Below are 14,758 nucleotides of genomic sequence, written 5' to 3'. Positions count from 1 at the left end.
GACGCCTCGCAGCGCGCTCCGGGAGTCATCGCTGCAGACGCCGCCACACTCTCCGCCGTCATCGCCCGGCTTGACCGGGCGATCCAGTACGCCGCGGCGGTCGTTGTGAATCTCGCTGCCTCTGGAATACTGGATGCCCCGCCTTCGCGGGGCATGACAGCGTCAGAGGTGACTGAAAGCGGTGGCCCCCTTACAGCTGCCCGAGCAGCGTATCGCCGCCGGACACCTCGACCTTGCCGGGCATCGCCTCGAGGTTCAGCTTCTTCACCACGCCGTCCTCGACCAGCATCGAGTAGCGCTTGGAGCGGATGCCGAGACCGTTGGCGGAGGCGTCGAGCTCCATGCCGATCGCCTTGGTGAAGTCGGCATTGCCGTCGGCGAGGAACGTCGCTTCGTCACGCTGGTCGGTGTCGCGCTTCCAGGCGTTCATCACGAAGGCGTCGTTGACGGAGACGATCGCGATGGTGTCGACGCCCTTGTCCTTGATGGCGTAGGCGTTGAGGAAGATGCTCGGCAGATGCATCTTGTGGCAGGTGCCGGTGTAGGCGCCGGGGACCGCGAACAACGCCACCTTCTTGCCCTTGAAAATGTCGTCGGTCGATTTGACCTGCGGCCCCTCCGCCGTCATCACGCGGAATTTCGCCTCGGGCAGCTTGTCGCCAATCTGGATCGCCATCGTCATTCTCCCTGAAAATCGGTTCCGCTTTGTAGACCGGGCGGCCGGGCCGCACAATATTTCCGATGCGCAAAGCGCGCGGGGTTCGTAGCCCTTCACCGTGATGTCATCAGCCGGAAAAGCCGCCCTCATCCAGGAACGCTTGCTCGTCCGGCTTGGTTTCGCGGCCGAGGATGCGATTGCGGTGTGGGAAGCGGCCGAACCGTCGGATGATGTCGGCGTGCTCCTCGGCGTATTTCAGGTTTTCGCAGTCGTCGATCTTCCGAAACAGCGCGACGCAGTGCAGCTGATCGGGCAGATGCTCCGAATGCATGAACGGCAGGTAGAAGAATTCGCGCAAGGCTGGATCGACCCGCCCGTCGGCGCCGCGGGCGAGCGCCCGGCGGGCCACTTCGCGGGCCAGCGCATCGCTCGCATAGGTCATGGCGTCGCCGCGGAACATGTTGCGGGGAAACTGGTCGAGCACGATGACGAGCGCCAGCGCGCCGTCATCGCCCGCTTCCCACGATGATAAGTCTCCATTCGCCGCGCGCCGCCACAGCTCGAGAAAGCGGCTGCGGATTTCGGCATCGAAGGCATCGCGCGCTTGTACCAGCGCTCGCCGCCGGCTTCGCGCCAGAAGGCGAGAACGCCGGCCGGCGCAATGTCGTTGGCATCAGGCACCGAGGCGCCGGCTTACGCCGCCTCGGCCTTCTTCTCGTCGCGGAGCTGCCGGCGCAAAATCTTGCCGACATTGGTTTTCGGCAGCTCGGTCCTGAACTCGATGTGCTTGGGCACTTTGTAGCCGGTGAGCTGCTCGTGGCAGAACTTGATCACGTCCTCGGCCGTCAGGTTCGGGTCCTTCTTCACCACGAAGGCCTTCACCGCCTCGCCCGACTTCGCATCGGGAATGCCGATCACGGCGCATTCGAGCACGCCCGGATGGCTCGCGATCACTTCCTCGATCTCGTTCGGATAGACGTTGAAGCCCGAGACCAGAATCATGTCCTTCTTGCGATCGACGATCTTGATGTAACCCTTCTCGTCCATCACGCCGATGTCGCCTGTGCGGAAATAGCCGTCCGCGGTCATGACCTTGGCGGTCTCCTCGGGCCTGTTCCAGTAGCCCGCCATCACCTGCGGGCCCTTGGCGCAGATTTCGCCGGGCTGTCCCAGCGCCACCTCGTTGCCGTCGTCGTCGCGGATCGAGATCCAGGTCGAGGGCACGGGAATGCCGATCGAGCCGGAGAACTCGGTCGTGGTCGCCGGATTGCAGGTGAGGGTCGGCGCGGTCTCCGACAGGCCATAGCCTTCCGCGATGAAGCAGCCGGTCACCGATTTCCACTGCTCGGCGACCGGGCGCTGCACGGCCATGCCCCCGCCGTTGGAGATCTTCAGCTTCGAGAAGTCGAGCTTCCTGAAGTCGGGATGGTGCATCAGCCCGTTGTAGAGCGTGTTGACCGCCGGGAAGCTGTTGACCTGATACTTCGCCAGCTCCTTGATGAAACCGGGGATGTCGCGCGGGTTGGGGATCAACAGGTTGCAGCCGCCGGCACGCACCGCGAGCAGGTAGCAGGCCGTCAGCGCGAAGATGTGATAGAGCGGCAGCGCGCAGACGATCATGAGCTGGTCGACATGCGGAGGCGCGGCGACCGCCGGTTGGAGCCAGGCGTCGTTCTGCAGAACGTTGGCGACGATGTTGCGGTGAAGCAGCGTCGCGCCCTTTGAGACGCCGGTCGTGCCGCCGGTATATTGCAGGAAGGCGACGTCGCCGGGTGACAGTTTTGGCTTGTTGAAGGTCGCGCTGCGGCCCGCCGCCAGCGCATCGTTGAAGGCGATCGCGCCCGGCAGCGAATAGGCCGGCACCATCTTCTTCACGCGGCGAACGACGAGGTTGACGATCACGCCCTTGAAGCCAAGCAGGTCGCCCATGCTCGCCATGACGACGTGCTTGACGGACGTCTTGGCGATCACCTGCTCGACGGTGTGGGCAAAATTCTCCAGCACGAAAATGGCTTCGGCGCCGGAGTCCTTGAGCTGGTGCTCGAGCTCGCGCGGCGTATAGAGCGGGTTGACGTTGACGACCGCGAAGCCCGCGCGCAGCACGGCCGCGGTCGCGACCGGATATTGCAGCACGTTCGGCATCATGATCGCGACGCGCGCGCCGCGCTGCAGGCCGCGGCCTTGCAGATAGGAGGCAAGCGCCAGCGACATCTGGTCGAGATCGCGGTAGCTGATCGCCTTGTCCATGCAGATGAAGGCCTTGCGGTCGGCGAACTTCGCAAAGCTCTCCTCCAGGAGATCGACCAGCGATGCGTATTGCGTCGGCTCGATATCGGCTGGCACGCCGGGCGGATATTGCTTGAGCCAGATGCGCTCCATGGAAACTCCCCTCCTTGACCAGAGCCCGTTGTGTCTCGGGCTTGCCTCGTTGCCGGCAGTATTGAGCCTGCCGGAACCGGTGGCAAGCCGTCGAGGCTTAGGGCAAAGGGCGAGGGGAGGCTACTGGAATCGTCGGAATTCGCGCTGTCGCACCTGCGAGGTGCGGCCTCAGCGTCGCCTGCTGTTCCGTTAACTGTTGTTGGCCGTCGGCTTGGGTTTGGTGGCGGCCTTGGGCTTGGCGGGCTTGGACGCCTGATCGCCGTTAGATGCAGGCTTCTCTGCGGGTTTCGCCGCCGCATCGGATTTGGCTGCAGCGTGCTTGATCCCAGCCGGCTTTGCCGCGGTCCTGGTATCACTCTTGGCATCCGACTTGGCATCAGGCTTTGCGGCCGTCGTCTTGGTGTCCTTGCCGGCGTCCTTTGGCTTGTCGGTTGCGTCGGGCTTCTTGGCGACACGTGACTTCTTGCCACGCGCCTTCGGGGTGGCCTGCTGGTCGGCATCGGCGGCGACCGCCGCGATCAGGGCTGCGCCGGTGCGGGTCGGACCGGTATAGACCGGCACTGGCTCGACGGCCGCCGCGGCCGAGGCCATCAGATCCGAAGCCTTCATCGTGGGCGGTTGCAGGCCGGCGGTGAAGAACGTCACCTGGGCTTCGCCGCCGGTCAGGGACGTCGATCCGCCCGTGCCGCCATTGGTTGCGATCAGTGCATCGTCGTCGTCGCTGGCCGGCCGCTTGCGGTGGCCGCCGCACATCTCGTCACGCAGGTTCGGCGGCGAGGCGTCGACCGGCGCGAGGCTGTCGACCGTGCCGAGCGCGGGACGCAACCACGACAGCGTGTCCTGCGAGAAACCGCGCTCGAGAAGCTGCGCCGCCTTGACCGCGCGCGCGGTGCCGGAATTGGCGCCGAGCACCACCGCGATCAGCCGCCGTCCGTTGCGCGACGCCGATGCCACGAGGTTGTAGCCGGAGGCGCAGATGAAGCCGGTCTTGAAACCGTCGGCGCCGGGATAGCGGCCGATCAGCTTGTTGAAGTTTGGCGTGATGCGCTTGCCGAAACGGATCGCCGGGATATGCACGAAATATTCGTATTCCGGCAGGTCGCGCAGGAACGAGCGCGAAAGGATTCCGAGATCGCGCGCCGAGGTGATCTGGCCGTCGGCGGGCAGGCCGTTGGGATTGACGTAGCTCGTCTGCGTCATGCCGAGCTTTTGCGCGGTCTGGTTCATCATCGCCGAGAAGCCGTCGATCGAACCGCCGACGCCCTCGGCGAGCACCACGGCCATGTCGTTCGCCGACTTGACCATCATCATCTTCAGCGCGTTGTCGACGGTGACCTGCGTGCCGGGGCGAAAGCCCATCTTCGAGGGCGATTGCGAAGCGGCCGTCGGTGAGACCGTCAGCAGCGTGTCGAGCGTGAGCTTGCCGTCCTTCACCGCCTTCAGCGTGACATAGGCGGTCATGATCTTGGTCACCGAGGCGGGATACCAGGGAATGGTCGCATTTTCCGCCTGCAAGACCTTGCCGCTCTCGGCCTCGATCAGAAGCAGCGCCTCGGCGCGCGCGTCGCGCGGCGCAAGCAGCATCAGCGCGGCGGCCACGACGGCCAGGTTCAACGGGGCAAGGCGAAGCAGCGGGCGAAAGAAGTGCACTATCCGATTCCGGTCCTTGGAGAGCCGCTCGATAATGCGGTTCTCATGATCTGAGGTTCGGGTTTGAAGCGTATGTCAGCGCCGCCGCCTGCGGCGGGTGCAAAGCTATACCGGCTCGTTCACCGAGAACAGGGGGCTGGGCCCGGTATTCAGCGATGAAATAGGCCAAATTTCGACGGTTTTACCGGGACTTCACAGCCGAGGCTGCGGCCTCGGCCGCCGCCACGCTCGCCCGTGCATTTTCCTGCACCATGAACTGGGCCTTGGCGAGCGCGGCGAAATGGCCGCCTTTGGCCACGAGTTCATCGAAAGTTCCGCTTTCGATCACGCGGCCGCTGTCGAACACCAGGATCCGCGTGGCGTTGCGGATGGTGGAGAGGCGATGGGCAATCACGAAGGTGGTGCGGCCTCGCATCACTTCATCGAGAGCAGCGTTGACCTTCGCCTCGGTGACGGCATCGAGCGCGCTGGTGGCCTCGTCCAGGATCAGGATTGGCGGGTCCTTCAGCAGCGCACGCGCGATCGACAGCCGCTGCCGCTCGCCGCCGGACAGCATGCGCCCGCGCTCGCCGGCATTGGTCTCGAAGCCGCCGCTGCGCTCGATGAATTCGAGCGCCTGCGCGCGCTCGGCCGCGAGCCGCATCTCCGCGTCGGTTGCGTCCGGCTTGCCGACGCGCAAATTCTCCGTGATCGAGCGGTTGAACAGCAGCGCCTCCTGGAACACCACGCCTATGTTCCGCCGCAGCGATGTCAGCGTCACGCCGCGCACGTCCATGCCGTCGATCTTGATGAAGCCGGATTGCGGATCGAACGCACGATGCAGAAGCGCGATCGCGGTCGACTTGCCGGCGCCGGTCGAACCGACCAGTGCGATCGTCTGTCCGGGCAGTGCGGTGAAGGAGAGGTCCTCGACCGCCGGCCGCTTGCCGTCATAGGAGAAGGTGACGTCGTGGAACTCGACAAGGCCCGACAGGCGCCCGACGTCGATCGCATCGGGCCGGTCGTGCACGGCGGGCACGGCATCGAGCACGTTGAAGAATTCGCGTAAGCGTGGCGCCTCCATGAAGACGTTGTTGACGAAGCCCACGACCTGCTCGAGCTTCTGGATCAGCAGCGTTGCAAAGCTCACGAACATCACGATCTCGCCGACCGTCGTCAGCCCCTGGTCGTGCAGCGCGATGCCGAGCGTGAAGATCGCGAGCACCGTAATGGTGGTGGAGGCGCGCGTGATGACGGTGACGAGCGCCCACCAGGACAGTACGGGCATTTGTGCCGCGAGCAACTGGTCGGCAACGAAGCGCAGTCCCTGCACCTCGGCTTCGACGCGCACGAAACTCTGCACCAGCGCGACATTGCCGAGCGCGTCGGAGGCGCGCGCGGAGAGGTCGCTATAGTGCTCCTCGACCGTCATCTGCATGCCGTAGGTCTTGCGCACGACGAAGGTCGTCAGCGCCGTGAACACGATGCAGAGCGCGAACAGCAGGATCGCGAGCCGCCAGTTCAGATAGAGCGACAGCGGCAGCAGCACGAACACCGACAGGATCGCGGCAAAATGCTCGCGGAAGAAGCCGAGCCACAGCCGCCACAGCGCGTCGGTGCCGTTCAGCATCACCTTCATCAGCCGTCCGGAATGGGTGCCGGAGTGGAAGGTCAGCGGCAGTTGCAGGATATGCTCGAAATAATCCGTCAGTACCGCTTGGCGCTGGCGATGGGCGAGCCGGTCGGCATGCAGCGCCACCAGCGCGCTGCAGCCGATCGTGAACAGCCCGAACGCGACCCAGGCGAACAGGAACGGCCAGGCGGAGTTCGAGCCCGCGACGGTCTTGCCGGAGAGCACGTCGACGATCTTGCCGAACAGCACGGGCTCGGCGAACTGCGCCGCCGCAAGCAGCAGGTTGGCGACCGCCAGCAGCCAGCCCAGCCGCGCCTCCTTGCCGAGCAGCTCAAGAACGCGGGTGTAGAGACGAAGGATCGACATGAAAGGCACGGCACTCGCGCGGGCGGGATCGAACGAGGTAGCATTCTAATCAGGGATGGGCCGCAAGATACAGCCGAAGCTGTCAGTTTTATTCAATTGATCAGCCGGCCAGCCACAGGCGGCAGGAACTGTTCGTCGAAAATATCGCTCGCGGTGGGGCGCTTGCGGAACTTGAAATCCAGCCCGATCTGGTCGATCGCGCGATCGAAGCGGGCGGGATCGACGCTGCCGAGGCCGTTGCGCCGGACCTCGTCGGTCAGGATGTTGTCGGCAAGCACGGTGGATAGCCGCGCGAGCTCGAGGTCGCGCACGCCGTCCTCCATCCGGCTGACGGTCTCGTCGACCGCGCGCTCCGGCTCCTTGACCGTTGCATTGAGCCCGCCGATCAGCGCGCGAACGAAACCTTTCACGGCGTCCGACTTCGACGCGGCAAAGGACGGGTTCACCACCACGGCAAAGCCATAGGCCTCGCAGCCATAATCGGCATAGCGCAGCACCGCGAGATCGTCGGCCGGCACGCCACGGTCGCGCAAATTCACGGCCGACAGATAGCTGAACCCGGCGACGGCATCGACCTGTCCGGCGGACAGGATCGGTTCGCGCACCGCAGCACTCATCTTGTAGAATTTCACGTGCGCCGCGTTGACCCCGTTCTGATGCGCGAGCGCCGGCCACAGCCGGATCGACAGATCGCTGTCGGCAACGCCGACCGTCTTGCCCTCGAGATCGGACAGCGTATGGATGCCCCGGCTCCTGCGCGCGACGATCGCGTAGGGCGCGCGGTTGAACAGCACGAACACGGCCTTGATCGGCGGGGCGTCTGCCCTGTCGCGAAAGCGGATCAATTCGTTGATGTCGACGAGGGCGAGATCGCTGTCACCCCTGGCGACGCGCGCAAGCGCCTCCGGCGAGCCCGCGGCGCTGCCGAACGACACGGCGAGATGCTCGGCGCCGAACAATCCGTCCTTCGCCGCCATGAAGAACGGCGCCATGCTCGATTCAATCGGGCGGTCGAAAGTGAACTGGATCGCGACATGCCGGGCGGCGTCGTCTGCGGCGCTCGCCGAGCGCGGGCCCGAGCACGCCAGCACCGCGAGCCCGATCCAGAGAGCCAACAGACAGCGGGAGAGGGATGTCGGGCATGCGCGCATGAATTCACGCCGGACCAGCATTGTTTCTTTTTGTGACGCTTGCAAAGCGCCGGCGGTCGTCATCCTGGCCGATCAAACCTGAACGGTTGATGAGCGGAATGCATCACGATTTCGCAATCTCCGCGCGAATTTGTCGCCGTTCAGCTTCTGTTGGGTTGGGGAACCCAACATGGGATGCGCGGGTTTTAAGTGAATAAAGCCTGTCCCCAGGCACCCATTGAAGGTCCCAAGGAGTCCAAAGTCATGTTCGACCGAGCTTCAAGATTTGCAGGCCGCAAGGCCATATTCGCCACCGCCGCCGTGCTGGCGCTCACGACCGCTATCCCCTCGACCTCGTTCGCGGGCGGCCGCCACTGGCATGGTGGTGGCGGAGCCGCTGCGGCCGCGGCCTTCGCCGGCATCGTCGGCACGGGCCTTGCGATCGCCGCCGCCCGCGATGCGTACGCCTATGACTATGGCGGACCCGCCTACTACGGCGGGCCAGTCTATTACGGTGGGCCGGCCTACTACAGGGGCCCGGGTTACTACGGGAGCGATCCGAACTACCCGTACAATGGCAATGTCGGTCGCGATCCCTTTGCCACTTGTAGCCGAAGCGGCGCATATTGTTGGTAAGCCGTTGACCACGACGAGCCGGCGCGCTTGCCGCGCCGGCTTAAATTTTGCTTTTATTGTCGGACGTTAACGCGTCTACCATTGGTTTAGAGTAGTTTTGAGTACATGAGTGATTCGCTTGAGCGGCTATATCTGGCTGTGCTCGCGGCCAGGGATCTTGATCCGGCAACATCGCGCACCGCCCGGCTGTTTCAGCGCGGCCCGGCCAAAATGGCGAAAAAACTGGCTGAGGAAGCCATCGAGGTGGTCATCGACGCGGTTCATGGCGATAGCGAAGCCGTGATCCGGGAAAGCGCCGACCTTCTCTACAATCTCACTGTGCTCTGGGCCGCGGCCGGCGTGCGGCCTCAGGATGTCTGGCGCGAGATGGCGCGGCGGGAAGACATGCTCGGCATCGCCGAGAAGCTGCCGAAATCGCCGATGAAACTGCCCAAAGTTGCCTCGCCCCGCGTTGCCGCCCGGCGGCCAATTGTCGCGCTCGAGGGCCGCGCGGCACGCAAGCGCCACTAGAAGCGGAACAAACCGGCCCCATCTTGCGATGGACAAATCCGTCCCATGGTGCTTCATCGCGGCGCCATGCTGAAACGTATCTACGATTGGTGCATCGACGCCGCCCACAAGCCCTACGCGCTCTGGATCATGGGCGCCGTGGCTTTCGCAGAAAGCTCGTTCTTTCCCGTCCCTCCGGACGTGATGCTGGTGCCGATGTCGTTGGCGCGCCCGCAGCGCGCCTGGGTCTACGCCACGGTCTGCACCGCGACCTCGGTGCTGGGCGGCATCCTGGGCTACGCCATCGGTGCGCTGCTCTATGACTCGCTAGGTCATTGGCTGATCCAGCTCTACGGGCTCGGCGACCAGGTCGAGGGATTCCGTGCCAAATACGCCGAATGGGGCGCCGTGATCATCCTGCTCAAGGGCCTGACACCGATCCCCTACAAGCTCGTCACCATCACCTCGGGCTTTGCCGGCTACAATCTGCTTCTGTTCGTCCTGTTCTCCATCATTGCGCGCGGCGGCCGCTTCTTCATCGCGGCCATCCTGCTCAACCGCTATGGCGATTGGATTCGGGTCAGGATCGAGCGGCATCTCGGATTGTGGGTGGCGATCTTCGCTGCGGTGCTGGTGCTCGGCTTCGTGATCGCGATCAAGCTGATCTGATCAAGCTTATCTGACGGCGCGTCAGGCGCTTTGCCGGCGCGCCGGCTTCGGTTACGGTTGGGCCATGATGGTTCGATCCGGCAATCCGGTCACGCGACTCTGGATGATTGTGACAGCGGCGCTATTCCTACTGCCTGGCATCGCCGGGCCCGGATGGGCACAGTCAACGGCCCCCGCGCCGTCGCTCGGCCTTCAAGACGCCGGGCCGCAGGCGCCGCCGCCACAATCTACTCCCACGGCATCAGCCCCACCGGCGCGCGAGGAGAATCCCGGTCTGATCAACGAAATGGGCAAGCTGTTCGACAAGCTGCCCTCGATCCTGCCGCCGATCAAAAGTCCGAGCGAGACCATCGACGATCTGTCGCGCATGGCAAAGCCATCGAGCTTGGTGTCGGGGCGTGTGGCCTGTCCGGCCTCGCCAAACGGCGCGCCCGATTGCAAGCAGGCCGCCGACAGGCTCTGCCAGGGCAAAGGCTACAAGGAAGGCAAGAGCCTGAACGCGGACTCCGCGCAAAGCTGTTCGGCAAAGGTCCTGATTCCCGGCAGGACCCGCAAGTCGGATGACTGCCGCACCGATACGTTCGTCACCAGCGCGCTGTGCCAGAACTGAGGCGATGACCTGCGCGCGAGCAAACCTCAAGGAGCGCCTATGAGCCGTACGGAGCAGGACTTCCTCGGACAGCGTGAGATCGCCGACAACATCTACTACGGCGTCCAGACCATCCGCGGGAAGGAGAACTTCCACATCACCGGCATTCCGATGAACCAGGAGCCTTACTTCGTGAAGGCGCTTGGCTACGTGAAGAAGGCCGCAGCGATGGCCAATCGCGACCTCGGCGCGATCGACGCCAAGGTCGCGGACGCGATCATCCTCGGCTGCGACCGCGTCATCGCCGGCGACATGATGGATCAGTTCGTCACCGATTTCATCCAGGGCGGCGCGGGCACCTCGACCAACATGAATGCCAACGAGGTGATCGCCAACCTCGCGCTGGAATCGCTCGGCTTTGCGAAGGGCGACTACCAGCACGTCAGCCCGAACGACCATGTCAATTACGGCCAGTCGACCAACGACACCTATCCGACCGCCTTCCGCCTGGCGCTGATCCTGCGGCTCGAAAGCTACATGACGGCGCTGCGGCAGCTGCAGGAGGCATTCTTCGCCAAGGGGCGCGAGTTCGATCGCGTGCTGAAGATGGGCCGCACGCACCTCCAGGACGCGGTGCCGATGTCGCTCGGCGCCGAATTCCGCGGCTGGGGCACCACGATCGGCGAGGAGGTCGATCGTATCTCGGAAGCTCGCGCGCTGTTGCGCGAGATCAATCTCGGCGCCACCGCGATCGGCACCTCGGTCACCGCGGCGCCCGGCTATCCAAAGGTCGCGGTCCGGCATTTGAGCGCGCTGACCGGTGTCGACTTCGTGCTCGCCGGCGACCTCGTGGAGGCGACGTCGGACACCGGCGCCTATGTGCAGCTCTCCGGCGTCTTGAAGCGCACCGCGAGCAAGCTCACCAAGATCTGCAACGACATTCGTCTGCTGGCCTCCGGCCCGCGCGCCGGCTTCAACGAGATCAACCTGCCGCAGCTTCAGCCGGGCTCGTCCATCATGCCCGGCAAGGTCAACCCTGTGATTCCCGAGGTGGTCAACCAGACCAGCTTCCTCGTCATCGGCCTCGACACCACGGTGACGCTCGCGGCCTCCGCCGGCCAGCTCCAGCTCAACGTGATGGAGCCGGTGATCTCGTTCGCGCTGTTCTTCTCGATCCGCACCATGGAGCGCGCGGTCAACAGCCTGCGCGAGAACTGCGTCGTCGGCATCACCGCCAACGAAGAGCACACCCGCAACATGGTGCTCAACTCGCTCGGCATCGTCACCGTTCTGAAGCCGCTGCTCGGCTACAAGCAATGCGCCGAGATCGCCCGCGAGGGCTACAAGAGCGGCAAGTCGCTGCACCAGATCGTGGTGGTCGAGCGCAAGCTGCTGACGCAGGAGAAATGGGACGAGATGTTCTCGTTCGAGCGGCTGATCAATCCGGATCTGACCGAGTGAGAGCTTTCGCGTCCGTGTGGTGAATTCCGCGCCTTGGAATTGCGGTAATGGCGTCCGCCTGGCGGCGCTAAAACGCAATACTTGACAGTGGAAAGATTGCCTTGTTGGTATGGCGCCAAGCCTTCAACTTGTCCGCCAATAAAGGATCGTTTCGCAATGTCCATGCCTGCCTTGTTCAAGGGGCGTCTGTCGATCCCCGTGATCGGCTCGCCGCTCTTCATCATCTCGGTGCCCGATCTTGTGATCGCGCAGTGCAAGGCGGGTGTGGTCGGCTCGTTCCCGGCGCTGAACGCGCGGCCGCCGGAGCTGCTCCACGAATGGCTGGCGCGCATCACCGAAGAGCTCGCGGCCTATGATCGCGCGCATCCCGAGCGTCCTTCCGCGCCGTTCGCGGTAAACCAGATCGTGCACAAGTCGAACAACCGGCTCGACCATGACATGGCGCTTTGCGCCAAGTACAAGGTGCCGATGATCATCTCCTCGCTCGGTGCGCGCGAGGAGCTCAATCAGGCCGTGCACAATTGGGGCGGCATCGTCTTCCATGACGTGATCAACCAGAAATTCGCTCGCAAGGCGATCGAGAAGGGCGCCGACGGTCTGATCCTGGTCGCGGCCGGCGCCGGAGGTCACGCCGGCACGATCTCGCCGCTGGCTTTCGTCGCCGAAACGCGCAAATGGTTCGACGGCCCGATCGCGCTGTCGGGCGCGATCGGCAACGGCAAGGCGATCCGCGCTGCGCGCATCCTCGGCGCCGACTTCGCCTATATCGGCTCGGCCTTCATTGCGACCAAGGAAGCCAACGCGGTCGAGAAGTACAAGGAGATGATCGCGGGCTCCTCGGCCGACGACATCGTCTATTCGAATCTCTTCACCGGCGTGCATGGCAACTATCTGAAGCCGTCGATCCTCGCTGCCGGCATGGATCCGGAGAACCTGCCGACGTCCGATCCCTCCAAGATGAATTTCGGCACCGATGCTTCCGGCGATCGCGCCAAGCCGAAGGCATGGAAGGAGATCTGGGGCTCGGGCCAAGGCATCGGCAGCGTCGAAGGAATTGTGCCCGCCGCCGAGCTGATCGCGCGCTTCAAGAAGGAATACGAAGAAGCGATCGATCCGCCGTTATAATGGCTCTCGCGATGACCGCCATCTATCGCGTCGACGGCAACAGCGTCGTCACCAGCCCTGATGCTGCGGGTCCATGGGATCCGCGCATGCAGCACGGCTCGGCGCCGGCTTCGCTCGTGGTGTGGGCGGCCGAGCGGATGGCGACTTCCGTGCCGATGGACATCGCGCGCGTCACTATCGATCTGATGCGTCCGGTTCTGGTGGCGCCCCTCACCATCGCGACCGAAATCTTGCGCGAAGGCCGCAAGATCCAGCTCTGCGGAATCAAGCTCCTGGCGGACGGCGTGGTCGTGGTCGGGGCAACCGTGCTGAAGATCAGGCGGCAGGCGCTGACGCTGCCCGACGCCGTCAAGGAGCTGCCGGTGACCCTGCCGGCGCCGGAGCAGTCGCTGGTCGAGGACGGACATGCTGCCACCAGCCCGTTCGTGCGTTCGGTCTCGATGCGTGCGGCGCGCGGCCGCTTCGGCCAGGCCGGCGCCGGCGCAATCTGGTTTCGCGTCGATAAGCCACTGATCGAGGGACAAGCCGTCTCGCAGGCCATGCGCGCGGTCGTCGCCGCCGACTTCTCCAACGGCACGGCCTCGACGCTCGATTTTCGCGCCTGGACCTACATCAACGCCGACCTCACCGTGAGCTTTGCTCGGCAGCCGGTCGGCGACTGGATCCTGCTCGACGGCGAATCCTGGATCGGCGCAGACGGCACGGGCCTCGCGATGTCGCGGCTCGCCGACCGGCAAGGCTATTTCGGCCGCGCGGTGCAAAGCCTCGTGATCGAGAAGCGCTGAGGGACTCGGCAAATCGGCAGCCGCGGGCTGAACAAACGCCATTTAACGCAGCATTAACCATCGCGCTCCCAGAATCTCCTCGCAGCCGCCAATCGGCACGAAGAGGGGACGGGCGATGGACTACGATTTTCTCAACGCCAGGACGCAGGCTTCGCTGGATGAAATCCGCGACCGCGTTGCGCATGCACTCGCCCGTCACCCGCTCTGCCGCAACGTGCGCTTCGACATCGTCAGCGTGCCCCGCACCCGTCGCGGCGGCAACTGGACCGTGACGCTGCAGGCGGTCGAGCCGCGTGCGGTGTGGGAGGCCTCCGAGATCGTCGCCGATATCCAGGACGCCTATGACTTGGCGCTAGCCGCCTGATTTCGTTGAATTTCCAATGCAATGTCGCCATCGGCCCAGCGTTTTCCGCTGTGGTGGCACGGTTAGGCCTTAATTCCTGCCCAGTTTCGGGGCATTGAGCGATCGAGAGCCGGACGCGGAGAGACGTTTGTCGAAAGCCATCACCATCGTCGTGCTGACGTGCTTCCTGGTTCTTGGCGTCGCCGCCACCGCCATTTTCGGCCGTGACAGCGTGCCGGCCGCGAGCAGCGACATGGTCTCGCAGGTCGTCCCCAAGCCGGTCGCCGCCAACCGCGCCAGCAAGGCCGACCGGCTGAACGTGCCGACGCTCGCGCTAGCCTCCGCTGCCGTCGAGCCGGTGGACAGGCCTGTTCTTACCGAGACGCTGCGCCAGGCCTTCGCCGCCGCCACGCCATCCGATTTCCCCCCGGCGCCCAAGGCGAACGCTTCCGAGGCGCCGGCCGCAGCGACCGACGCGCCTGCCAAGCCGAAAGTGGTCGCAAAACCGCAGCCGCAGAAATCCTATTCGCTGCTCTCCGACGTGCAGATCGCGGGCATCAAGGAGCGGCTGAAGCTGTCGTCGTCGCAGGAATATTACTGGCCCTCGGTCGAGACCGCGCTGCGCAACGTCGCGCGCAAGATCCAGGCGAACAAGCTCTCCAATCCGCAGGTGCAGGGCGTGCCGATCGATCCGAACTGCGATGAGGTCCAGCAGCTGAAGTCGGCCGCGATGCCCCTGCTGTTCCAGTTGCGCGACGATCAGAAAGAGGAAGTGCGCAAGCTCGCCCGCATCATCGGGCTCGAGAAGGTCGCCCAGCAGATCTGACGTAGCTCGCAAGTTCCGCGCGCTTGGCGGCGGAGCTGCA

14 protein-coding genes and 1 pseudogene are annotated in these 14,758 nt (G+C 64.5%); 9 read left to right on the top strand and 6 right to left on the bottom strand.

The genetic code is table 11. From position 1 onward, the window contains the following. Positions 1 to 190 precede the first annotated feature (190 nt). From Q2941_RS29615 to Q2941_RS29590, 6 genes and pseudogenes are all read right to left on the bottom strand, one after another. A complete protein-coding gene (locus Q2941_RS29615; protein ID WP_027520654.1) occupies positions 191 to 676 on the bottom strand; it encodes a peroxiredoxin in 486 nt (161 codons plus the stop codon). 109 nt (positions 677 to 785) lie between these two features. Continuing rightward, a pseudogene (locus Q2941_RS29610) lies at positions 786 to 1,339 on the bottom strand (DUF924 family protein). Positions 1,340 to 1,351: 12 nt separating this feature from the next. Then, on the bottom strand, positions 1,352 to 3,037 hold the full coding sequence (locus tag Q2941_RS29605; protein WP_254110207.1) for a long-chain fatty acid--CoA ligase: 1,686 nt from the start codon (positions 3,035 to 3,037) through the stop codon (positions 1,352 to 1,354). Between the two features lie 189 nt (positions 3,038 to 3,226). After that, entirely contained in the window at positions 3,227 to 4,687 is a 1,461-nt protein-coding gene (locus Q2941_RS29600; protein ID WP_458194579.1) for a D-alanyl-D-alanine carboxypeptidase family protein, read from the bottom strand. A gap of 181 nt (positions 4,688 to 4,868) precedes the next feature. After that, complete coding sequence (locus Q2941_RS29595) at positions 4,869 to 6,665, bottom strand: glucan ABC transporter ATP-binding protein/ permease (RefSeq protein ID WP_027520650.1); 1,797 nt, start codon at positions 6,663 to 6,665, stop codon at positions 4,869 to 4,871. Positions 6,666 to 6,757: 92 nt separating this feature from the next. Continuing rightward, the gene (locus Q2941_RS29590; RefSeq protein ID WP_458194578.1) at positions 6,758 to 7,837 is read right to left on the bottom strand and encodes an ABC transporter substrate-binding protein; all 1,080 of its coding nucleotides are present in this window, start codon (positions 7,835 to 7,837) and stop codon (positions 6,758 to 6,760) included. A 222-nt stretch (positions 7,838 to 8,059) separates the two neighbouring features. On the opposite strand from Q2941_RS29590, the gene Q2941_RS29585 reads away from it, so the two are divergent. The 9 genes from Q2941_RS29585 (at position 8,060) to Q2941_RS29545 (ending at position 14,718) form a co-directional block, all read left to right on the top strand. Continuing rightward, positions 8,060 to 8,431 carry a hypothetical protein gene (locus Q2941_RS29585; RefSeq protein ID WP_458194577.1) on the top strand — a complete coding sequence of 124 codons (372 nt, stop codon included), beginning with the start codon at positions 8,060 to 8,062 and terminating at the stop codon, positions 8,429 to 8,431. Between the two features lie 105 nt (positions 8,432 to 8,536). Then, positions 8,537 to 8,941: a phosphoribosyl-ATP diphosphatase gene (gene hisE / locus Q2941_RS29580; RefSeq protein ID WP_458194576.1), complete on the top strand. Its 405-nt coding sequence runs from the start codon at positions 8,537 to 8,539 to the stop codon at positions 8,939 to 8,941. A gap of 45 nt (positions 8,942 to 8,986) precedes the next feature. Further along, positions 8,987 to 9,589, top strand: coding sequence for a YqaA family protein (locus Q2941_RS29575; protein WP_198031673.1), 603 nt, complete (start codon positions 8,987 to 8,989; stop codon positions 9,587 to 9,589). Positions 9,590 to 9,653: 64 nt separating this feature from the next. Continuing rightward, positions 9,654 to 10,199 (top strand): hypothetical protein, encoded by a 546-nt coding sequence (locus Q2941_RS29570; protein WP_027520645.1) that lies wholly within the window; start codon positions 9,654 to 9,656, stop codon positions 10,197 to 10,199. Between the two features lie 39 nt (positions 10,200 to 10,238). Continuing rightward, positions 10,239 to 11,639, top strand: a complete 1,401-nt coding sequence (locus Q2941_RS29565) for an aspartate ammonia-lyase (RefSeq protein WP_027520644.1) — start codon at positions 10,239 to 10,241, stop codon at positions 11,637 to 11,639. Positions 11,640 to 11,795: 156 nt separating this feature from the next. Then, positions 11,796 to 12,764, top strand: coding sequence for an NAD(P)H-dependent flavin oxidoreductase (locus Q2941_RS29560; RefSeq protein WP_458194575.1), 969 nt, complete (start codon positions 11,796 to 11,798; stop codon positions 12,762 to 12,764). A gap of 11 nt (positions 12,765 to 12,775) precedes the next feature. After that, positions 12,776 to 13,549, top strand: coding sequence for a thioesterase family protein (locus tag Q2941_RS29555; RefSeq protein WP_458194574.1), 774 nt, complete (start codon positions 12,776 to 12,778; stop codon positions 13,547 to 13,549). A gap of 115 nt (positions 13,550 to 13,664) precedes the next feature. Next, positions 13,665 to 13,913 (top strand): hypothetical protein, encoded by a 249-nt coding sequence (locus tag Q2941_RS29550; protein ID WP_458194573.1) that lies wholly within the window; start codon positions 13,665 to 13,667, stop codon positions 13,911 to 13,913. Between the two features lie 127 nt (positions 13,914 to 14,040). Beyond that, complete coding sequence (locus tag Q2941_RS29545) at positions 14,041 to 14,718, top strand: hypothetical protein (RefSeq protein ID WP_458194572.1); 678 nt, start codon at positions 14,041 to 14,043, stop codon at positions 14,716 to 14,718. Positions 14,719 to 14,758: the final 40 nt, after the last annotated feature.

The organism is Bradyrhizobium sp. UFLA05-153 (genome assembly GCF_054185185.1).
The sequence above is the reverse complement of the archived record's forward strand: the minus strand, read 5'-3'. Positions and strand labels throughout refer to the sequence as shown.